This is a genomic window from Streptomyces sp. NPDC024555 (assembly GCF_055559335.1).
In genome coordinates this window covers 1-19,316 of the sequence record NZ_JBVHKV010000026.1, presented here as the reverse complement: position 1 = coordinate 19,316, position 19,316 = coordinate 1, and the positions used below count along the sequence as shown (strand labels likewise).

Here is a 19,316-nt window from a genome sequence, read left to right as displayed (position 1 = left end):
ATGCTGCTCGAAGTACGCGATCTGCACGTGGAGTTCCACACCCGCGACGGGGTCGCCAAGGCCGTCAACGGAGTCAACTACTCGGTGTCCGAAGGGGAGACGCTCGCCGTGCTCGGCGAGTCCGGGTCCGGGAAGTCGGTCACCGCTCAGGCGATCATGGGCATCCTCGACATGCCGCCCGGGAAGATCAGCGGCGGCGAAATCCTCTTCAAGGACCGCGACCTGCTCAAGCTCAAGGCCGAGGAGCGCCGGAAGATCCGCGGCCAGGAGATGGCCATGATCTTCCAGGACGCGCTCTCCTCCCTCAACCCCGTGCTGACCGTGGGTGAACAGCTCGGCGAGATGTTCGTCGTGCACCGCGGGCTCTCCCGCAAGGACGCGAAGGCCAAGGCCGTCGAACTCATGGACCGGGTACGGATCCCGGCCGCCAAGGAACGGGTCGGCAACTACCCGCACCAGTTCTCCGGCGGGATGCGCCAGCGCATCATGATCGCCATGGCGCTGGCCCTGGAGCCCTCGCTGATCATCGCGGACGAACCCACCACCGCCCTCGACGTCACCGTCCAGGCCCAGGTGATGGACCTCCTCGCCGAGCTCCAGCGCGAGCTGAACATGGGCCTGATCCTCATCACCCACGACCTCGGCGTGGTCGCCGACGTCGCCGACAAGATCGCCGTCATGTACGCGGGCCGGATCGTCGAGACCTCCCCCGTCCACGAGATCTACAAGGCTCCCGCTCATCCCTACACCAAGGGGCTGCTCCGCTCGATCCCGCGCCTGGACCAGAAGGGCCAGGAGCTGTACGCGATCAAGGGCCTGCCGCCCAACCTGCTGCACATCCCGCCGGGCTGCGCCTTCAACCCGCGCTGCCCGATGGCCCAGGACGTCTGCCGCACCGACGTGCCCCCGCTGTTCGACGTGGCCGAGCACCGTCAGAGCGCCTGCTACTTCTGGAAGGAGACGCTCGATGCACGCTGACCACTCGGGGCGCAGGGAAGCCCGCGAGGAGGGCGAGACGGCCCGCGACCTGCTCGCCAAGTCGCGGCAGGAGAGCGCGTACGCGGGCGGCGAGCCGATCCTGGAGGTGCGCGACCTCGCCAAGCACTACCCGCTCACCCAGGGCATCCTCTTCAAGAAGCAGATCGGCGCGGTGAAGGCGGTCGACGGGGTCTCCTTCGACCTCGCCGCCGGGGAGACCCTGGGCATCGTGGGGGAGTCCGGCTGCGGCAAGTCGACCGTGGCCCGGATGCTCGTCCATCTGGAACAGCCGACGGCCGGTGCGATCCGCTACAAGGGCGAGGACGTCACCAAGCTCTCGGGCCGTGCGCTGAAGGCCGTGCGCCGCAACATCCAGATGGTGTTCCAGGACCCGTACACCTCGCTGAACCCGCGCATGACGGTCGGCGACATCATCGGCGAGCCGTACGAGATCCACCCCGAGGTGGCCCCCAAGGGCGAGCGCCGCCGCAAGGTCCAGGACCTGCTGGACGTGGTCGGGCTCAACCCGGAGTACATCAACCGCTATCCGCACCAGTTCTCCGGCGGCCAGCGCCAGCGCATCGGCATCGCCCGCGGCCTCGCGCTCAACCCCGAGATCATCGTGGCGGACGAACCGGTCTCCGCGCTCGACGTCTCCGTCCAGGCCCAGGTCGTCAACCTGCTGGACCGGCTCCAGGCCGAGTTCCACCTGAGCTACGTCTTCATCGCGCACGACCTCTCCATCGTCCGCCACATCTCGGACCGGGTCGGAGTGATGTACCTCGGCCGGTTCGCCGAGATCGGTACGGACGCGGAGATCTACGACCACCCCACGCACCCGTACACCCAGGCGCTGCTCTCCGCCGTCCCCGTGCCGGACCCGATGGCGCGCGAGCACCGGGAGCGGATCATCCTCCACGGCGACGTGCCCTCGCCCGCCAAGCCGCCGTCCGGCTGCCGCTTCCGCACCCGTTGCTGGAAGGCCCAGGAGCGGTGCGAGCTGGAGGTGCCGCTCCTCGCGGTCCCCGCGGTCTTCCGGCTCACCGACACCCCTGCCAAGCACGCCTCCGCCTGTCACTTCGCCGAGGAGAAGCGGGTGGTGCCCCCCGAGGGCACCCTGGAGACGGTCGGCGAGGAACTGGTCGACCACCCGGAGCAACTGGCGGAGACCACACGGGCGGCCGCCCCCGCCACGACCGGGGAACCGGCGACGACCGGGGAACCCGCGACGACCGGGGAACCCGCCCCGGCCGAGGAGCCGGCGGCCGGGGAGGCCCCGGAGGACGAGGCCCCCGCCGGGGAGCCGTCCGCCGAGGAGCCGCCGCCGGCCGAGGGGGACGGGGGCGGGGACGACGGGCCGCCGCCCTCCGGCAGCAGCCGGGTGATCTGAGCCGCGGCCTCCGTTAACGCGGGGGCAACCCGCCCGACGCACGTCCGATATACGGACCCGTCAGCATGAAGAGCGTACGGCCGTGCGGGTGCCGTGGACCGGCCGGCGGGACGTGGGTCCCGCCGGCCGGTTGCCCGAAAGGGCCGTACCGGCCGCCCTCTTGTCGCCGGGGCCGGTGCCGTGGAGTATCGCTGGGGTGATACTCACCCGTGGTGCAAGAGTGACCGGTGCCGCTCTCTGCGCGGTGCTCGCCGTGATCGTCGCGTGCTGGCTCGTACGGGACGTCAGGGCCGTGGAGATCGACCATCTGTGGCGCTACTGGGCCGGGTGGCGCGATTCCGGCCGCACCGGCGTCCCCACCACCTCTGCGTCCGACGTGGTCCTGCTCGTGGTGTACGCGGCCACCGCGGTCGCCGCTCTCAGCTCCGCCGCGGCCGGCAGCGCGCTCGTCGCCGCCGGGGTCGTCACCCTCGCCGTGCGCCTGCCGGGCGTCTGGACCATCGGCAGTGCGCAGATGGAGCAGGCCTACTCCGACGAACTCCGCTCCCGGGCCCTGATCTGCGCCTTCGTGGCCCTCGCCGCCGGAATCGGACTGTTCGTCACCGCCGGGGCCGGACGGCGGCCGACGTTCGACACCACCGAGGAACTGCCCGGCAAGCCCGGACCGGGCGCCGCCGTCACCACGTTCCTGCTGCTCGGCGCCGCGGGCGCGGTCCTGCTCGCCTGGGAGATCCGGCACGTGGTCGTGCGGCCGGACCTCTTCCCCCACTGGTACGTGGGCGGAGAAGGCTACGGGCAGGCGCTGACCGATCCACCGCCCGGCTGGGCGGCCGTCGCCCCCGCCCTCCTCGCGCTCTACATCGCGGGCAGCGCGCTGGCCCCCGCCGTGCACACCCGCCCCTTCGGCCTGATGACCGCGGCGCTGCTGCTGGTCTCGGGCGGACTGCAGCTGATCTGGGCGGTGCACGAGGACGTCTTCGACCACTTCGGCTCGCTGGGCACCGAGGACCAGCTGATGGTCGCGAGCTGGGGTTTCGAGACCTTCGTCGCGCTGGTGGTCCTGCTCGTCCTGAGTCCCCGGGGCCTGCCCGAGGTCAACAGCCCCTACGGCCCGGGGCCGGGCTACGGGACCCCCGGCTACGACTCCCCGGGCTACGGCTACCCGCCCGCCGGCCCCTCCTCCTACGCGCGCGACCCCGGCGCCCAGCCGCACACACCGGGCTACGGCTATCCGCAGGGCGGCGGGGGGTTCGGACCGCCCCCGCCGCCCTCGCAGCCGCCGCCCGGCTGGTGACGCTCAGAGCCCCAGGGAACGCTTCAGGAAGTCCACCTGGAGCAGCAGCAGGTTCTCCGACACCTTCTCCTGCGGGGTCATGTGCGTGACCCCGCTCAGCGGCACCACCTCGTGCGGCCGGCCCGCCGCGAGCAGCGCCGAGGAGAGCCGCAGGGTGTGGGCGACGACCACGTTGTCGTCCGCCAGACCATGGATGATCATCATCGGGCGGGCCTGCCCGGCGGCGTGGGACAGTCCCTCGTCGGTGACCAGTGAGTTGTCCGCGTACACCTCGGGCCGCTCCGCCGGGTCGCCCAGATAGCGCTCCGAGTAGTGGGTGTCGTAGAGCCGCTGATCGGTCACCGGGGCGCCCACGATCGCCGCGTGGAAGACCTCGGGGCGCCGCAGCGCGGCCATCCCGGCCAGGAAGCCGCCGTACGACCAGCCCCGGATCGCCACCCGGTCCAGATCCAGCGGGAACCGCTCCGCGAGGGCGTGCAGCGCCTCGACCTGGTCGTCGAGGGTGAGCGCCAGATCGTGCTTGACCGCCTTCTCCCAGGCGGGGGAGCGGCCCGGGGTGCCCCGGCCGTCTGCGACCACCACGGCGAAGCCCTGGTCCGCGAACCACTGCGAGGTCAGATGCGGATTGTGGGCGGCGAGGACCCGGCGGCCGTGCGGTCCGCCGTACGGATCCATCAGCACGGGCAGCGGACCGTCCGCGTCCCGGTACCCGGTGGGGAGCAGCACGGCGCACGGAATCCGGTGTGCGCCCCCCTCGGTGAGGACCGGCCGGGCGGACAGCACCGGTCGCTCCGCGTGGTCGGCCACGGTCGCCACCGGCTTGCCGTCGCGCAGCACCCGGGCCGTCGATCCGGGCGCGTCGACCGAGGTGGAGACGAGCACCGTGACCCCGCCGGACCGGACGGCCGTGTGCACGCCGACGCCCTCGGAGACCCGCTCGACGCCCAGCTCGTTGACCCGGTACACATGGGTCTCGCCGGTCTCCGGCGCGCTCGCCCGCTCACCCGCCGAGGCCGTCACCAGGATGTCCGAGGCGCCGATGTCCAGCACCGAGCGGATCTGCAACTGGGCCCCGGTCAGCGGCCGGTCGCCGACCGCGAGGACCCGCGCACCGCCCTCGTCCGCGATCCGCACCAGCCGTCCGTCGGGCGTCCAGCCCGGCACCCCGGGGAACAGTTCCAGCCAGTCCGGGTCCTCGTCCGCGTGCACCGTCCGGGTCGCCCCGCTCTCCGGGTCCACCGCGAGGTAGAGCTGGCTCTGCTGGTCACGGGCCTGGACCAGCAGGAGCGGCGCCCCGTCCGACGACCAGTGCACCCGGGCCAGATAGGGGAACCGGCCACGGTCCCAGATCACTTCGGTGCGCTCCCCGGCCAGCCCCAGGACGAAGAGCCGCACCTCGGCGTTGGGGGTGCCGGCCGCCGGATAGGCGACCTCGGCCGGCGGCTGCTCCGGGTTGGCCGGATCGGAGATCCACCAGCGCCGCACCGCGCTGTCGTCGACGCGGGCCACCAGCAGCCGGTCCGACTCCGGTGACCACCAGAAGCCGCGTGTGCGGGCCATCTCCTCCGCCGCGACGAACTCCGCCAGACCGTAGGAGACATGGCCGTCCTCCGGCTCGGCCAGCGCCCGGTCGCCCTCGCCGTCGGAGCCCACGACCCGCAGCGCGCCCTTGGACACGTATGCGACGTGTCGTCCGTCCGGGGAGGGGCGCGGATCGATCACCGGACCCGGCACGGGCAGGGCGCGCGCCGTACCGGACCGCAGCCCGGCGACGTACACCTTCCCCGAGAGCGCGAAGGCCGCCAACTCGGCCGCCCCGTCCAGCGCGTAGCCGACGATGCCCGACGCGCCCTCGCGGCTCCGCTCGCGGCGGGCCCGCTCCTGCGCCGACAGGCGCTCCCGGGAACCGCCCAGCAGGACCTCCGGATCGGCCACGAGCCGCTCCCGCGGGCCCGAGGGGCCGCTCAGGTCCAGCACCCAGAGCCTGCCGCTCCGGTCGGTCCCCGACCCCGTCCTGACGAAGACCACGCGCTCACCGTCGGGCGACACCGTGAACGCGCGCGGTGCACCGAGGGTGAATCGCATGGTCCGGGCGGACTGCGACGGGAAGGTGATCTCTGGCGTAGTCATATGCCGAACCTATCGGCCGGAACACCGGTCCGTGCCCCCCTCGTGCTGCCGTGCGCCGACCAATGCCTTCGCACTCATAGTTATGATCCGTAGCGCTCGGTGGGTATGAACCTGCTGGCTCCACGCGTGCTGCCCGTTCCGACCGTACAGATGGAGGTGACCGCCGTGGCGCTCTCGATTTCGGCGGTGGTGCTGCTGGCGATCGTCGTCGTCCTGCTGATCCGGAAAGCCGGACTGAAGGGCGGTCACGCGGTCGTCTGCATGCTCCTCGGTTTCTATCTCGCCAGTTCGTCCGTGGCCCCCACCATCTCCGAGCTGACCACCAACGTGGCCGGAATGATCGGGGGCATCAAGTTCTGACGCCCGCGGCCGCCCGGCGCCGTCCGGCGCCGCCGTCCGCCACCGGGGCCACCGGCTCGTAGGGTGGTCCCCATGACGGATCTTCCCGCCCGGCGTCTGCTCCTGGTGCACGCGCACCCCGACGACGAGTCGATCAACAACGGCGCCACCATGGCCAGGTACGCGGCCGAGGGCGCCCGGGTCACGCTGGTGACCTGCACCCTCGGCGAGGAGGGCGAGGTCATTCCGCCCGGACTCGCCCATCTCACGGCAGACCGGGACGATTCCCTCGGCCCCTACCGCAGCGGCGAACTCGCCGCCGCCATGAAGGAGCTGGGGGTCACCGACCACCGCTTCCTCGGCGGCGCCGGCCGCTACCGCGACTCCGGCATGATGGACACCCCGCCGAACCACCGGCCGGGCGCCTTCTGGTCCGCCTCCCTCGACGAGGCCGCCGGGCACCTCGTGGACGTCATCCGCGAGGTCCGCCCCCAGGTGCTCGTGACCTACGACCCCGACGGCGGCTACGGACACCCCGACCACATCCAGGCGCACCGGGTCGCCACCCGCGCCGCCGCACTGGCCGCCGACCCCGCCCACCGCCCCGGCTCCGGAGCCCCGCACACCATCGCCAAGATCTACTGGAACCGGGTGCCGCGCACGGTCGCCGAGGAGGGCTTCGCCCGGCTGCGGGCCGCCGACCCCGCCCCGTTCCCCGGCGTCGCCGCCGTCGGCGACGTCCCCGGTGTGGTGGACGACGCCCTGATCACCACCGAGATCGACGCGGGCGCGTACGGCGGGGCCAAGGCCGCCGCGATGCGCGCGCACGCCACCCAGATCACGGTGGACGGCCCCTGGTTCGCGCTCTCCAACGATCTGGGCCAGCCGCTGTTCACCACCGAGTACTACGAGTTGGCCGACGGCACCCCGGGGGCCACCGGCGGCGCCCGCGAGACCGACCTCTTCGCGGGCCTGACGGAGGCCGACCTGTGAGCACCGACCGCTCGCGGGCCGCGGCCCGGACCAACGCCCCGCCCCGGGACGTTCCGGCCACCGGACTGGCCGCGCCCCTCAACCCCCGCCGGATCGCCGTCCTGCTCGTCCTCGCGGTGATCGGCGCGTGCACCGGCATCGCCGGGACACTGGTCCAAGCGGCCTGGTTCCCGGGCGGATTGCTGCTGGCCCTGCTCGCGGCCGGCGGCCTCTTCTACGGCGGACGCGTGCTGACGGGCACCCAGCCCGGGGCCGTCGCCCCCGCGGCGGGCTGGTTGATTTCGGTCATCTTTCTGCTGGGCGGCCGCCCGGAGGGCGACTACGTCTTCGGCAACGAGCTGGGTCTGATCCTCTTCATGCTCGGGGGAATGGCCATCGCTGTGATCTGCGCCACCATGGGGCGGGTGCCCCGGCCGGGGGCGGACGGCGGCCCATCCGGCAAGTGACGTGCCACGTCCCCTCCCGTCGCGCCCCTGTCCCGCCCGGCCGGTGCGCACTCGTTTCCCCCGGTCGCGGGGTGTCTGTCGGCGGCGGACAGTATGGTGGTCCGCGCGCCTAGTCGGGTGCTGAAGATCTTGACCGGGCTCGCGGGCCCGGCACGCACATCTGCGGCGTCACCGAACGCCCTAATAGCTCCGCTATGAGGACGCTCCGGCGCCTCGCAGCTGCACGCGCCAGCGGCCGCTTTCCTGATCCGGCCAAGATCTCCGGCAACCTTCTGGTCGTCCCCCGTGCCGTGGCACGGGGAGAGTACGGGCGGCGAGCCAATCGGGAGAACCTGCTTTGAGTCGTGAAACTGACAGTTCGTCCTCCGGGCCCCAGGGGCGCGGTGGAGCCGCGTACCCCTCGGGTACGCCGCCGTACGGATCCCGCCAGTATCCGTCGCTGCACCCGTCCGACGCCCCCGAGGACTCCCCGGAGCCGGGCGAGCCGTCCGCGGCCGGGGAACCGAAGACCGAGACGACCCTGACCACGCGGATCCGGATCAACATTCCAGGGTCCCGCCCCATCCCGCCGGTGGTCATGCGTACGCCCATGACGGAGGGCGAGGGCGGTGCCGAGCGCACCGGCTCCACCCCGCGTCCGGGCACCGCCGCGGCCGACGGCGCCCCGGCGTCGGAGACGGCCGGTCAGGACACCGGTGAGACCGCGGTGGTGACCGATCCCGCCGAGAAGCCGGCCAAGGAGAAGAGCGGCAGCGACTGGTTCGCCCCGCGCAAGCCCGTGGCCGCGGCCCCCGCGCCCGCCGGCACCGCGCCGGCCGGTCCGGGCGGCACGGACGGCGCCGGTTTCTCCGCGAACGGCGCCGGTGGTCCCGGCGGCACGGACGGTGCGGGCTTCTCCGTCAACGGGGCGGGCGGCACGGACGGTGCCGGTTTCTCCGTCAACGGCGCCGGTGGCCCCGGTGGCACGGACGGTGCGGGCTTCTCCGCGCACGGTGCCTCGGCCCTCGGTGACGGTCCGTCCGGACCGGACGCGCCCGGCGGTCCCGGCGAGGGACGGGGCCCCGGCCCGGTCACCCCGCCCGGCGGCCCCCGCGTCGACCTGCCCTACTTCTCCGACGGTCCGCAGCACTCCGACGGCCCGGCCGCACCCGGACCCGAGGGCTTCGGCCCCGACGGCCCCGGCGGGCCGCGCTCCACGCCGAACCTCGGGGTCCGTACGCCGGGCCCGGCCGGCCCCACCACGGGCCCGGCCACCGGCACCTCCCCGCTCACCCCGGACCTGGACGCCCGCTCCCCGTTCGCGCCGACCGGTCCCAAGGGGCCGGGCGGCCGTCCGCAGGGACCCGGCGGTGTGCCGCCCCGGATGTCCGACGACACCGCCGTGCTCACCCCGCAGGCCCCGGCGCCCCCGGCCGCCCATGTCTCGGGCGACACGCTGAACAGCGGCATCCCCGTGGTGCCCGCGGACCGCGGACCCTCTGGGGGCCCGTCCCCGTTCCCCGGCGCCGACACCGGTCCGCGCACCTCGGACGGCGCCATGGGCACCGGCCCCGCGGGCCCCGGCGGATTCGCCGCCCAGGCCCCGCAGACCGCCCGCCCCGCCCCGGCGGCCCCGGCCGCCCCGGCGAAGAAGGGCCGCTCCAAGCTGGTCATGCTCGGCGTGGCCGCCGTCTGCGTGCTCGGCCTCGCCTACGGCGCCGGGCTGCTGATGAACCACTCCGACGTCGCCAAGGGCACCACCGTGCTCGGCGTCGACATCGGCGGCGGCACCCGGGACGACGCCGTCCAGAAGCTGGACGCCGCCCTCGGCGAGCGGTCCAAGGCCCCGCTCCAGCTGACCGTGGACGGCAAGGAGACCCAGCTCGCCCCCGACAAGGCCGGCCTCTCCCTGGACAGCCAGGCGACCGTCCGCGCGGCGGCGGGCAGCGACTACAACCCCGTCTCCGTCATCGGCTCCCTCTTCGGCGGCGCGCGCACCGTCGACCCGGTCATCCCGGTCGACGAGGAGAAGCTCGGCGTCGCCCTGAAGGACCTGGCGGGCGCCTCCGGCACGGCCACCGAGGGCCGGATCGAGTTCGTCCCCGGCAAGGCCGTCGCCGTACCGGGCAAGGCGGGCAAGACCCTCGACGTCAACCAGTCGATGGTCTCGGTGCGCGACGCGTACCGGGCGCAGGTCGAGACGGGGCGGACGAAGACCGTCGAACTGCCCGTCACCACCCGCGAACCCACCATCACCAAGGCCGAACTGGACCGGGCCATGAAGGAGTTCGCGGAGCCCGCGATGTCCGGTCTGATCACCATCAAGGCCGGGTCCAAGCAGATCCCCTTCGGACCGGCCAAGTCCCTGCCGAAGATCCTCTCGATGGTGCCGGTCGACGGAAAGCTCGTCGACCACTACGACAAGAAGGCCATCGAGGAACTCTGCGCCGGAGTCTTCGACGGCATCATGATCACCAAGGGCAACGGCACGAAGCACGAGGTAGGCCCGGACGACGTGGCCTTCGCCATGAAGGGCGCGCTGCTCGGCAAGACCCAGGCCGAGCGGACCGTCACGATCGACCTCGGCGGCAACGGCTGACCCCACCCGCACCGCACGCCTCCGCCCCCGGCCCCACCCGGCCGGGGGCGGAGCCGTACCCCCGGCCGCACACCGGCGTCACCCCCGGGGCATGACATCTGTCATCGCGGATCCACGATCCCCGGCCCTGCCGGGGACACCCCCCGCCGCGCCAGTCTTGGCGTATGACAACGACAGCCACCGAAGCCACGGCCGCCCGGACCGCGGCCGTCCGCTTCGACCGGGTCGGCAAGGCCTTCGGAGCCGTACGGGCCGTCGACGGGCTCACCCTGGACCTGCACCCCGGCGAGACCGTGGCGCTCCTCGGGCCCAACGGCGCCGGCAAGTCCACCACCCTCGACCTCCTCCTCGGGCTGCGCACCGCCGACACCGGCACCGTGCGGCTCTTCGGCACCACCCCGGAGGCGGCCATCGCCGCGGGCCGGGTCGGCGCCATGCTCCAGAGCGGCGGACTGATGGAGGACGTCACCGTCGGGGAACTGGTCCGGCTCGCCTGCGAACTGCACCCCCGGCCCCATCCGGTCGCCGAGGTGCTCTCCCGCGCCGGCATCACCTCCCTCGCCGACCGCCTGGTCAACAAGCTCTCCGGCGGCCAGGAGCAGCGCGTCCGCTTCGCGCTCGCCACCGCCGGGGCCAACGACCTGATCGTCCTCGACGAGCCGACCACCGGCATGGACGTCACCGCCCGCCAGGCCTTCTGGGCCACCATGCGCGAACAGGCCGACCAGGGCCGCACGGTGCTGTTCGCCACCCACTACCTCGAAGAGGCCGACGCCATCGCCGACCGCGTCCTGGTCCTCCACAAGGGCCGGATCCTCGCCGACGGCACCGCCGCCGAGATCAAGGCACGGGCCGGGGCCCGCCGGATCTCCTTCGCCCTGGACACCCCCGTGGACGAGGACGCCCTGCGCGCCCTGCCGCACCTGACCCGGCTCGACGTCAGCGGCTCCCGCGTCCGCATCCAGTCGCACGACGCCGACGCCACCGTGCACGCGCTCTACGGCCTCGGGCTCTACCCGCGCGAGCTCGAAGTCGCCGGACTGGGCCTGGAACAGGCCTTCGTCGCCCTCACCGAGGCCGAGGAGGCCAGAACCGCATGAACCAGCTTCTCTCGTGGCCGCTCGTCCGGCTCGAAGTCACCCGCACCCTGCGGAACAAGAAGTTCATGTTCTTCTCGGTCATCTACCCGTCGGTGATCTACCTGCTGATCTCCAGCACCCGGAACACCACCGACACGGTGCCCGGCTCCGATCTGACCCTCCAGGGCTTCTTCATGGTCTCCATGGCCTCCTTCGGCGCGCTGACCGCCGTTCTCATGGGCAACAGCGAACGCATCGCCAAGGAGCGCGAGAAGGGCTGGGTGCGCCAGCTGCGCCTGACCGCCCTGCCCGGCCGGGGCTACGTCCTGGCGAAGATCGCCGGCGCCGCCATGGTGACGCTGCCCTGCATCGTCGTCGTCTTCCTCGTCGCCGCCACGGTCAAGCACGTCCGCGTCGACGCCTGGCAGTGGTTCGCGCTCACCGGCGTCATCTGGGCCGGCTCGCTGGTCTTCGCCGCGCTCGGGGTCGCCATCGGCTACGTCGCCAGCGGTGACGCCGTCCGCCCGATCACCATGATCATCTACTTCGGGCTGTCGATCCTCGGCGGACTGTGGATGCCCAGCACCACCTTCCCCCAGTGGCTCCAGAACATCTCTCAGTGGCTGCCCACCCACGCGTACGCTGCACTCGGCCAAGCCGTCGAGACCGGCGGCGCACCCCACGCCAGGGACATCGCCGTCCTCTGCGCCTACTTCCTGCTCTTCACGGGCGGCGCGGCCTGGCTCTACCGGAAGGACACCCTGAAGGCTTGACATCCTCCCCGCCCTGAAGAAGCGCGGGGATTCCTGGCTCACGTTGGCCGGGGACCAGCGGTCCACCGGTTCTTACACGATCGGCACCAGCCGGGTTGAGACCAGCCCGGACCAGCATCACGCGCGCGGAGTTCTTGTCCCTCGGGGACACGGCTCCGCACGCGGTGCAGGTGTAGGTACGTTCCGAAAGAGGAAGTGCGTGCTTGGTTCTCGCTCCGCACGACGCGCACTCCATGGTGGTGTGCGCGGGATGCACGAGACGAATGTCCCGTGCGTGCTTACGCCCCATTTCGATGAGGGCGGTCTTGGTGGTGCCGATCGCGGCGTCGGCGGCCTTGCGGGCCATGGTGGTCTTCGCCAGGAACTTCGGGCGGAAGTCTTCGACGGCAATGGCATCGTGGTCGCGGACGACGGACTTGGCCCACTTGCGGGCGGTGTCCTGCCGCTGCCGGACCACCTTCTTGTGCAGCTTCGCCGCCTGGCGTCGGGCGTTGCGGTAGCCCTTGGACGCGGCCCTGCCCTTCGCGGGGCGGCGGCGGGCCATCATCCGCTGATAGCGCCCCAGCTTCCGCGCCGCACTCTTCCCGTGTCCGGGGTGGGACAGGTCGTGGGCCTCGGATGTGGTGGTGGCGGTCTCCTTCACACCCCAGTCCACGCCGAGCACGCGCCCCGTGGTGGGGAGCGGTTCGGGTTCGGCGGTGACGACGAACGACGCGTACCAGTGCCCGAGGCTGTCCCGGTACACCCGCACGCTGGAAGGTACGGACGGCAGCTCGCGGGACCACACGACCGTCAGGACGATGCCGCCCGCGAGGTGCAGGCGGCCCTCCTTCAGACGGAAGCCGCGCTGGGTGTAGTTCAGCGTGGGCCGTGCGTCCCGCTTGCGCTTGATCCGGGGCATCCCGGCCCGCCGCCGAACCGGCAGCTTCGCCTTGACGTCCTTGACCGCCTTGGCCCGGGACGTGGCGAAATCACGGATGGTCTGCTGCTGCGGCACCGACGCACCCGCACGCAGCCACGCCATGGACCGCCGCGCCTCCGTCAGCAGTCTGTCCAGCCGGCCCGGACCACACGTCGCCTTCTCAGCCGCGTCCCGGTTCGCGGCGTGGACCTTGCGGGACATCGCCACGCACTCGTTCCACACCCACCGGCACCGCGCCCACTCACCCTCAAGCCGAGCGAGCGCGGCAGACGACACACGCAGCCGGAAGGTGTACCGGGCAAGCCCGGAAACCTGCTCAACTGCCGCTTTTGCCGCCATGATCCGCAACCTAACAGCCCCCACTGACAACGAAGGAAAGTGCAGCTCAAGACCGATGCGCAGCGAACTCCGCCGCTTCGCGGCTCCGCACCAAGAACCCATTCCTGCCCGCCCTGAAGGACGGGGCATCCTGGGAGAATCAAGGTGAACGAGGACGAGAACGAGCGGTCCCCCGGCATCGGCAGACCGCCCACGAACGCCCGGCAGACCCGGATCAAACTGCTGTGGATCTGTGTCTGGCTGGCCTTCATGAGCGCCCCCGTCAAGGATCTCGCCGAGGGCAACCACACGCCCTGGGCCACCGCCCTCGGCACCCTGGGGCTGCTGGTCTTCGTCGGGACCTATCTGGTCCTCGTCTTCCGCCACACCTCGCGGGCGCTCGACCCCTTGCGGGTCCGGGCCACCCTCCTCGTCCTCGGGGCGCTCGCCGTCCTGCTCTCGCTGACCTTCGGGACCCCCTGGCTGGTCCTGTTCGTGTACGTCTCGGTCTCCGTCGGCGCCACCCTGCCGATACGGGACGCGCGGTGGCTGATCCCCGTGGTCGGCGCGGTCCTGGTGGGCATCGCGCTGGCCGGCGACCATCCGCGCTCCATCATCCCGGCGCTGCTCGTCCCCGCGCTCATCGGCGGCTTCGCGATGACCGGCGTACGGCAGCTGATCCGCACCACGATCGAACTGCGCGAGGCCCGCGCCACCGTGGCGCAGCTCGCCGCCAACGAGGAGCGGCTGCGCCTCGCCCGCGATCTGCACGACCTGCTCGGCCACTCCCTCTCGCTGATCACGCTCAAGAGCGAGCTGGCCGGGCGGATGCTGCCCGACCATCCGGAACAGGCCGCCGCCCAGGTCGCCGACATCGAACAGGTCAGCCGCCAGGCCCTGGTGGACGTCCGCAGCGCCGTCACCGGCTACCGCCGCCCCACGCTCCCCGGCGAACTGGCCGGTGCCCGCACCGCGCTGGCCGCCGCCGGCATCACCGCCGAGGTCCCGGCCGAGGCCCCCGACGACGTCCCGGAGAAGGCCGAGGAGGCCCTGGCCTGGGCGCTGCGCGAGGCCGTCACCAATGTGGTGCGGCACAGCGGCGCACGCCGCTGCGCGGTCACCCTGACGCCCCGCCAGACCCTCGGCGGACGCATCCTCGAACTGACCGTCACCGACGACGGCCGGGGCTCCTCCGGTACGAAACCGGGCAACGGCCTCACCGGCATGTCCGAGCGCCTGGCCGCCGTCGACGGAACCCTGAGCACCTCCGCCGATCCGCGCTCCGGCCGGGGCTTCAGCACCGTCCTCACCGTTCCTCTGGAATCCGGCCTAGGATCCCGGGAATGAGCATGATCAGACTCCTCCTCGCCGAGGACCAGTCCATGGTCCGCGAGGCCCTGGCGACCCTTCTCGGCCTGGAACCGGACATCGAGGTCGTCGCCCAGGTCGCCCGGGGCGACGAGGTCGTCGCCGCGGCCGGCGCGCACGAGGTCGACGTGGCCCTCCTGGACATCGAGATGCCCGGCATGACCGGTATCGAGGCGACCGCGGAACTGCGCCGGACCCACCCCGGGGTCAAGGTCGTCGTCGTCACCACCTTCGGCCGCCCCGGCTATCTGCGCCGGGCGATGGAGGCGGGCGCCGACGCCTTCCTGGTCAAGGACGCGCCGGCCGCCGAACTCGCCGCGGCCGTACGCAAGGTGCTCGCCGGGGAACGCGTCATCGACCCGACCCTCGCCGCCGCCGCCCTCGCCGACGGAGCCAGCCCGCTGACCGAGCGGGAACGCGACGTCCTGCGCGTCGCCGCCGACGGCTCGACCAACGCGGAGATCGCCGCCGCCCTGCACCTGTCCCAGGGCACGGTCCGCAACTACCTCTCCATGGCCATCCAGAAGATGGCCGCCCGCAACCGCGCCGAGGCGGTCCGGCTGGCCCGGGAGAAGGGCTGGCTGTAGGGAGCGCGTCCGGAGAGTCCCGCCCGCCCGGTGACGCCCGGCACGCCCCGGGTCCCGCCCCTCACCGGGAGGTGGACACCAGCCCCGCCTCGTACGCCATGATCACCAGTTGGACGCGGTCCCGGGCCCCGAGCTTGGCCAGGAGCCGGGTGAGGTAGGTCTTGGCGGTGGCGATGCTGATGACGAGCCGTTCGGCGATCTCCGCGTTGGAGAGCCCGCTGCCGACCAGCACCAGCACCTCGCGCTCCCGGTCGGTGATCGCCGGCAGCGGCCCGGGCGGCGGCGCGACGGCGGGGCGGTTCGCGAACTCCCTGATCAGCCGCCGGGTGACGCCCGGGGCGAGCAGCGCGTCACCCGCCGCCACCACCCGGACCGCCGCCAGGATGTCGTCCAGGGCCATGTCCTTGACGAGGAACCCGGCCGCGCCGGCCCGCAGGGCCCCGTACACGTACGCGTCGTCGTCGAACGTCGTGAGCATCAGGACGTGCGTCGCGGCCGTGCCCGTGGTGATCCGGCGGGTCGCCTCGATGCCGTCCGTTCCCGGCATCCGGATGTCCATCACGACGACGTCGGGGGCCAGTTCGGCCGTCAGCCGGACCGCCTCGTCGCCCGTTCCGGCCTCGCCGACGACCTCGATGTCCTCGATGTCGGCGATCACCATGCGCAGCGCGGTCCGCACCAGCGGCTGGTCGTCGGCGAGCAGGACCCGGACCGGCGCGGGCGCCTCCCCGCTCATACGGACGCGCCCGTCGGCACGGGCAGCCGGGCCGTCACCCGGAATCCGCCCTCCGCGAGCGGCGCCGCGCTGAACTCGCCGTGCAGCAGGGCGACCCGCTCCCGCATCCCGGCCAGGCCGAAACCGGGCCGTGCGGCGGCCCCCGTGCCCCGGCCCCGGTCGGTGACCTGGACCGTCAGCTCCTCGGGGCCGTAGTCGACGGAGACGAGGCACGCGTCGGCCGCGGCGTGACGGACCACGTTCGTCACCGATTCCTGCACGATGCGGAACGCGGAGAGCTCGATGTCCGCGGGCAGCGGACGGCGTTCGCCCCGCCGGGTCAGCTCCACCCGGACCCCCGCCGAGGTGGTGGCGGCCGCCAGCCGGTCGAGGTCGTCGAGGCCCTCGGCGGGGCGCAGCGGCGAGGCGTCCCGCTCCGTCCCGCGGTCCTCCGGCCCGCTCTCCCGCAGCGCGACGAGCAGCCGCCGCAGCCCGGACAGGGTCTCCCGGCCCGCCGTCTCCACCGCGCTCATCGCCTCGCGCGCCGCGTCGGGCCGGGTGTGCACCACCCGGGCCGCCGCCCCCGCCTGGAGGGCGATGATGCCGACGCTGTGCGCGACCATGTCGTGCATCTCGCGCGCGATCCGCAGCCGCTCCTCGACCACGGCCTGGGCGGCCGCGCGCGCGGCCAGCGCCTCGCCGTGCCGGCGCGTCTCGAACGCCGAACGGCCCACCAGCCAGGCGACCACCGCGGTCAGCGCGACGACCAGCTCCGCCGAGGTGCCCAGCGGCCATCCCATGAGCCCGCGCACGGTGAGGAAGACGAGGAGCGTGCCGAGCGCCAGGGCGAGGGCGAGGGCCGCGGTGCGCCGGGGCAGCCGCGCCGCGATGAAGTACAGCGCGGCGTCGGCCGCGAGGAACTGGGCGAGCGGGATCTCCGCCACGCTCAGCGGCAGGGTGGCGAACGCGGCGGCGGCGAGGACCAGCGCGAGCGCCCTCAGCGGCCGCCGCTCCAGCAGCACGGCGCCCCGTACGGCGAGCATCCAGGAGACCAACTGGAAGGCGATGCCGTCCCAGCGCAGGAACAGCACACCGGCCCTGGCGGACGGTTCCACCTCCCCGGGCATCCGCACCCGCAGGAGGAAGGTGAGCAGGACGCCCACGCACCACGCCGCCGTCACCCAGTGAGCCGGGGGCATGCGCTTGAGCAGCGGGAGGGAGGGCGAGGGGGACATGCCGGGATCGTAGCCACCGCACGCCGCCCCGGCATCGGACCGCGGTCGTACAGCCCGGGTCGACATCCGGGCCGGCCGGCTGTCGCCGCAGGTCCGACGACGTGCCGGGGTCCCGCGTCCCACAGTGGTCCCTGTGATCGAAGTCAACGGACTGACCAAGCGATACGGCTCCGCCACGGCCGTCAGGGACCTCACGTTCACCGTACGGCCGGGCGAGGTCACCGGATTCCTCGGGCCCAACGGGGCCGGCAAGACCACCACCCTGCGCCTGCTCCTCGGACTGGTCGAGCCGACCTCGGGCACGGCCACCGTCCGGGGCCGGGCCTTCCGCACCCATGCGCGCGGGCTGCGGGAGGCCGGTGCGCTGCTCGACGCGGGCGATGTGCACGGCGGCCGGACCGCCCGCGCGCACCTCGCGATGCTGGCGCGCGGCAACGGCATCCCCCGGGCCCGGGTGGACGAACTCCTCGGGGAGGTGGGCCTCGCCGCCGTGGCGGGCCGTCGCATCGGCGGCTACTCGCTCGGGATGCGCCAGCGCCTCGGGATCGCCACGGCCCTGCTCGGCGACCCTCCGGTGCTGCTCTTCGACGAGCCGCTCAACGGCCTCGACCCGGAAGGGGTGCTGTGGGTGCGGGGACTGTTCCGCCGGCTCGCCGCCGAGGGGCGCACGGTCTTCGTCTCCAGCCATCTGATGACGGAGATGGAGCACACCGCCGACCGGCTCGTCGTCATCGGGCGGGGCGAACTCATCGCCGCCGAGCCCCTGTCCGCGTTCGCCGCGCGCTCCGCCCGCACCACCGTGACCGTGCGCACCCCCGACGCCGCGGTCCTGGCCCCGCTCCTGACCGGCGAGGGCGCCGACGTCACCGCCGAGGGCGACCTGCTCGACGTGTCCGGCCTGCCGGCCGCCCGGATCGGCGAACTCGCCCTGCGGCACGGTGTGCCGCTGCACGAACTCACCCCCGTACGCGCCTCGCTGGAGCAGGCCTTCATGGAACTGACCGCCGACCGCGTCGACTACCTCGCCGGAGACCCCCGATGACGGCCACCGCCCCCACCGCCCCCGCCGCCGCGGAGCCCGTCCCGCGCGACGCGCCCCCCGCCCGCTTCCGCGATCTGCTGGCCGCCGAGTGGCTGAAGACCTGGTCGCTGCGGTCCACGCCCTGGATGTACGTGATCACCGCGTCGGCCGTCGTGGCGTTCAACGTCGGTACGGCGTACGACCAGTACCGGTACTGGAACACCTACGACGAGGGGAGCCGGGCCTCGTTCGTCCGCGACGGCCTCCCGCTCGTCACCGCGTTCACGGCGAACGCGGCGCTGGTGCTGCTCCTGGCCCTGGCCGCGATCGGCGCGGTGGGCGTCACCGCGGAGTACGGCACCGGGCTGATCCGCACCACGTTCACCGCGGTGCCGGCCCGCCGCTCGGTGATGGCCGCCAAGGTCCTCGTCCTGGCCGCCGTCACCACCGTGTTCGGCGCCGCCGTCTCCTTCGCCTCGTTCGCCGCGACCCAGGCGGTCCTGGACGCCCGGGGCGCGGGTGTCCCCCTCGGTCATCCGGGCGCGCTCCAGGTCGTCGCCGCCTCGGCCCTGCTCGCCCCGGTCGCCGCGCTCACCGGACTGGCGATCGGCACCGTGATCCGGCACACCGCGGGTTCCGTCGTCGCGGGTGTGGTGCTGCTGATCCTCGTCCCGGTGTTCCTCAGCGAACGCCGCCACCTGACGGCGGTGCTCGCCCACACCCTGCCGTTCACCGCCTGGCAGCGCCTCACCGAGACGGCCGTCCGCAACGGACCGCCCGAGATGTTCCCGTGGAGCGAGGCCGGGGCCTGGACGGTCTGCGCACTCTGGCTGTCGGCGGCCTGTGCCGTGTCCGTCCTGGCGGTGGGCCGCCGCGACCACTGAGCCCCGGGACCGGCGCACCGGACGGCGGTGCGCCCCGCCGATGACCGGCGGGGCGCACGAGGTGGAGGGTGCGGCGGGCGGGGCGGGGGAGCGCACCGCCCTGCTCCGCTACGGGAAGGACACCACCTGCGAGGGCACCGTGGAGGTGCCCGACGTCGGTGAACCCGTGTCGTTGATGACGTGTTCGTACTGGCCCTGGCCGCCGAGGGAGACGACGAGCAGGTCGTGGAACTTCACGCCGGGCTTGACGGGTGCTTCGAAGCCGT

17 protein-coding genes are annotated in these 19,316 nt (G+C 73.1%); 13 read left to right on the top strand and 4 right to left on the bottom strand.

Features of this window, described 5'->3' with window-relative positions; all coding sequences use genetic code 11:
* The 3 genes from ACZ4FH_RS32695 to ACZ4FH_RS32685 all read left to right on the top strand — a co-directional run bounded on the left by ACZ4FH_RS32695 (window position 1) and on the right by ACZ4FH_RS32685 (window position 3,662).
* Window positions 1–978, top strand: a complete 978-nt coding sequence (locus ACZ4FH_RS32695) for an ABC transporter ATP-binding protein (protein WP_467309407.1) — start codon at window positions 1–3, stop codon at window positions 976–978.
* Window positions 968–2,368, top strand: coding sequence for an ABC transporter ATP-binding protein (locus ACZ4FH_RS32690; RefSeq protein WP_467309406.1), 1,401 nt, complete (start codon window positions 968–970; stop codon window positions 2,366–2,368). Before ACZ4FH_RS32695 ends, ACZ4FH_RS32690 begins: the two co-directional genes overlap by 11 nt.
* A gap of 220 nt (window positions 2,369–2,588) precedes the next feature.
* Window positions 2,589–3,662 carry a hypothetical protein gene (locus ACZ4FH_RS32685; RefSeq protein WP_467309405.1) on the top strand — a complete coding sequence of 358 codons (1,074 nt, stop codon included), beginning with the start codon at window positions 2,589–2,591 and terminating at the stop codon, window positions 3,660–3,662.
* Window positions 3,663–3,665: 3 nt separating this feature from the next.
* Here the strand turns inward: ACZ4FH_RS32685 and ACZ4FH_RS32680 are convergent, their stop codons facing one another.
* On the bottom strand, window positions 3,666–5,747 hold the full coding sequence (locus ACZ4FH_RS32680; RefSeq protein WP_467309462.1) for a S9 family peptidase: 2,082 nt from the start codon (window positions 5,745–5,747) through the stop codon (window positions 3,666–3,668).
* Window positions 5,748–5,957: 210 nt separating this feature from the next.
* On the opposite strand from ACZ4FH_RS32680, the gene ACZ4FH_RS32675 reads away from it, so the two are divergent.
* From ACZ4FH_RS32675 to ACZ4FH_RS32650, 6 genes are all read left to right on the top strand, one after another.
* Window positions 5,958–6,152 carry a hypothetical protein gene (locus tag ACZ4FH_RS32675; RefSeq protein WP_450685140.1) on the top strand — a complete coding sequence of 65 codons (195 nt, stop codon included), beginning with the start codon at window positions 5,958–5,960 and terminating at the stop codon, window positions 6,150–6,152.
* Window positions 6,153–6,224: 72 nt separating this feature from the next.
* Window positions 6,225–7,124, top strand: a complete 900-nt coding sequence (gene mshB / locus ACZ4FH_RS32670; RefSeq protein WP_467309404.1) for an N-acetyl-1-D-myo-inositol-2-amino-2-deoxy-alpha-D-glucopyranoside deacetylase — start codon at window positions 6,225–6,227, stop codon at window positions 7,122–7,124.
* Window positions 7,121–7,570: a DUF6113 family protein gene (locus ACZ4FH_RS32665; protein ID WP_467309403.1), complete on the top strand. Its 450-nt coding sequence runs from the start codon at window positions 7,121–7,123 to the stop codon at window positions 7,568–7,570. Before mshB ends, ACZ4FH_RS32665 begins: the two co-directional genes overlap by 4 nt.
* A 337-nt stretch (window positions 7,571–7,907) precedes the next feature.
* A complete protein-coding gene (locus ACZ4FH_RS32660) occupies window positions 7,908–10,148 on the top strand; it encodes a peptidoglycan binding domain-containing protein (RefSeq protein WP_467309402.1) in 2,241 nt (746 codons plus the stop codon).
* Window positions 10,149–10,312: 164 nt separating this feature from the next.
* Window positions 10,313–11,248 carry an ABC transporter ATP-binding protein gene (locus tag ACZ4FH_RS32655; protein ID WP_467309401.1) on the top strand — a complete coding sequence of 312 codons (936 nt, stop codon included), beginning with the start codon at window positions 10,313–10,315 and terminating at the stop codon, window positions 11,246–11,248.
* Window positions 11,245–12,000, top strand: coding sequence for an ABC transporter permease (locus ACZ4FH_RS32650; protein ID WP_467309400.1), 756 nt, complete (start codon window positions 11,245–11,247; stop codon window positions 11,998–12,000). The genes ACZ4FH_RS32655 and ACZ4FH_RS32650 overlap by 4 nt, the downstream gene beginning before the upstream one ends.
* Here ACZ4FH_RS32650 and ACZ4FH_RS32645 read toward each other — a convergent pair.
* Window positions 11,951–13,261, bottom strand: a complete 1,311-nt coding sequence (locus ACZ4FH_RS32645; RefSeq protein ID WP_467309399.1) for an RNA-guided endonuclease InsQ/TnpB family protein — start codon at window positions 13,259–13,261, stop codon at window positions 11,951–11,953. The two genes, ACZ4FH_RS32650 and ACZ4FH_RS32645, sit on opposite strands and share 50 nt — an antisense overlap.
* Window positions 13,262–13,405: 144 nt before the next feature.
* On the opposite strand from ACZ4FH_RS32645, the gene ACZ4FH_RS32640 reads away from it, so the two are divergent.
* Window positions 13,406–14,587 carry a sensor histidine kinase gene (locus ACZ4FH_RS32640; RefSeq protein ID WP_467309398.1) on the top strand — a complete coding sequence of 394 codons (1,182 nt, stop codon included), beginning with the start codon at window positions 13,406–13,408 and terminating at the stop codon, window positions 14,585–14,587.
* Window positions 14,584–15,195 (top strand): response regulator, encoded by a 612-nt coding sequence (locus tag ACZ4FH_RS32635; RefSeq protein ID WP_467309397.1) that lies wholly within the window; start codon window positions 14,584–14,586, stop codon window positions 15,193–15,195. Before ACZ4FH_RS32640 ends, ACZ4FH_RS32635 begins: the two co-directional genes overlap by 4 nt.
* 61 nt (window positions 15,196–15,256) lie before the next feature.
* Here ACZ4FH_RS32635 and ACZ4FH_RS32630 read toward each other — a convergent pair whose 3' ends face one another.
* Complete coding sequence (locus ACZ4FH_RS32630) at window positions 15,257–15,931, bottom strand: response regulator transcription factor (protein WP_467309396.1); 675 nt, start codon at window positions 15,929–15,931, stop codon at window positions 15,257–15,259.
* Complete coding sequence (locus tag ACZ4FH_RS32625; protein ID WP_467309395.1) at window positions 15,928–17,145, bottom strand: sensor histidine kinase; 1,218 nt, start codon at window positions 17,143–17,145, stop codon at window positions 15,928–15,930. The genes ACZ4FH_RS32630 and ACZ4FH_RS32625 overlap by 4 nt, the downstream gene beginning before the upstream one ends.
* A 133-nt stretch (window positions 17,146–17,278) precedes the next feature.
* On the opposite strand from ACZ4FH_RS32625, the gene ACZ4FH_RS32620 reads away from it, so the two are divergent.
* Entirely contained in the window at window positions 17,279–18,187 is a 909-nt protein-coding gene (locus ACZ4FH_RS32620) for an ATP-binding cassette domain-containing protein (protein ID WP_467309394.1), read from the top strand.
* On the top strand, window positions 18,184–19,050 hold the full coding sequence (locus tag ACZ4FH_RS32615; protein WP_467309393.1) for an ABC transporter permease: 867 nt from the start codon (window positions 18,184–18,186) through the stop codon (window positions 19,048–19,050). The genes ACZ4FH_RS32620 and ACZ4FH_RS32615 overlap by 4 nt, the downstream gene beginning before the upstream one ends.
* The last annotated feature ends 266 nt before the right edge of the window (window positions 19,051–19,316 follow it).

Excerpts from the sequence above, each read along its gene's own strand:
- ACZ4FH_RS32695 (WP_467309407.1), top strand. The coding sequence starts at position 1 with ATGCTGCTCGAAGTACGCGATCTGCACGTGGAGTTCCACACCCGCGAC.
- ACZ4FH_RS32690 (WP_467309406.1), top strand. The coding sequence starts at position 968 with ATGCACGCTGACCACTCGGGGCGCAGGGAAGCCCGCGAGGAGGGCGAG.
- ACZ4FH_RS32680 (WP_467309462.1), bottom strand. The coding sequence starts at position 5,747 with ATGCGATTCACCCTCGGTGCACCGCGCGCGTTCACGGTGTCGCCCGAC.
- mshB (WP_467309404.1), top strand. The coding sequence starts at position 6,225 with ATGACGGATCTTCCCGCCCGGCGTCTGCTCCTGGTGCACGCGCACCCC.
- ACZ4FH_RS32655 (WP_467309401.1), top strand. The coding sequence starts at position 10,313 with ATGACAACGACAGCCACCGAAGCCACGGCCGCCCGGACCGCGGCCGTC.
- ACZ4FH_RS32650 (WP_467309400.1), top strand. The coding sequence starts at position 11,245 with ATGAACCAGCTTCTCTCGTGGCCGCTCGTCCGGCTCGAAGTCACCCGC.
- ACZ4FH_RS32645 (WP_467309399.1), bottom strand. The coding sequence starts at position 13,261 with ATGGCGGCAAAAGCGGCAGTTGAGCAGGTTTCCGGGCTTGCCCGGTAC.
- ACZ4FH_RS32635 (WP_467309397.1), top strand. The coding sequence starts at position 14,584 with ATGAGCATGATCAGACTCCTCCTCGCCGAGGACCAGTCCATGGTCCGC.
- ACZ4FH_RS32630 (WP_467309396.1), bottom strand. The coding sequence starts at position 15,931 with ATGAGCGGGGAGGCGCCCGCGCCGGTCCGGGTCCTGCTCGCCGACGAC.
- ACZ4FH_RS32625 (WP_467309395.1), bottom strand. The coding sequence starts at position 17,145 with ATGTCCCCCTCGCCCTCCCTCCCGCTGCTCAAGCGCATGCCCCCGGCT.
- ACZ4FH_RS32615 (WP_467309393.1), top strand. The coding sequence starts at position 18,184 with ATGACGGCCACCGCCCCCACCGCCCCCGCCGCCGCGGAGCCCGTCCCG.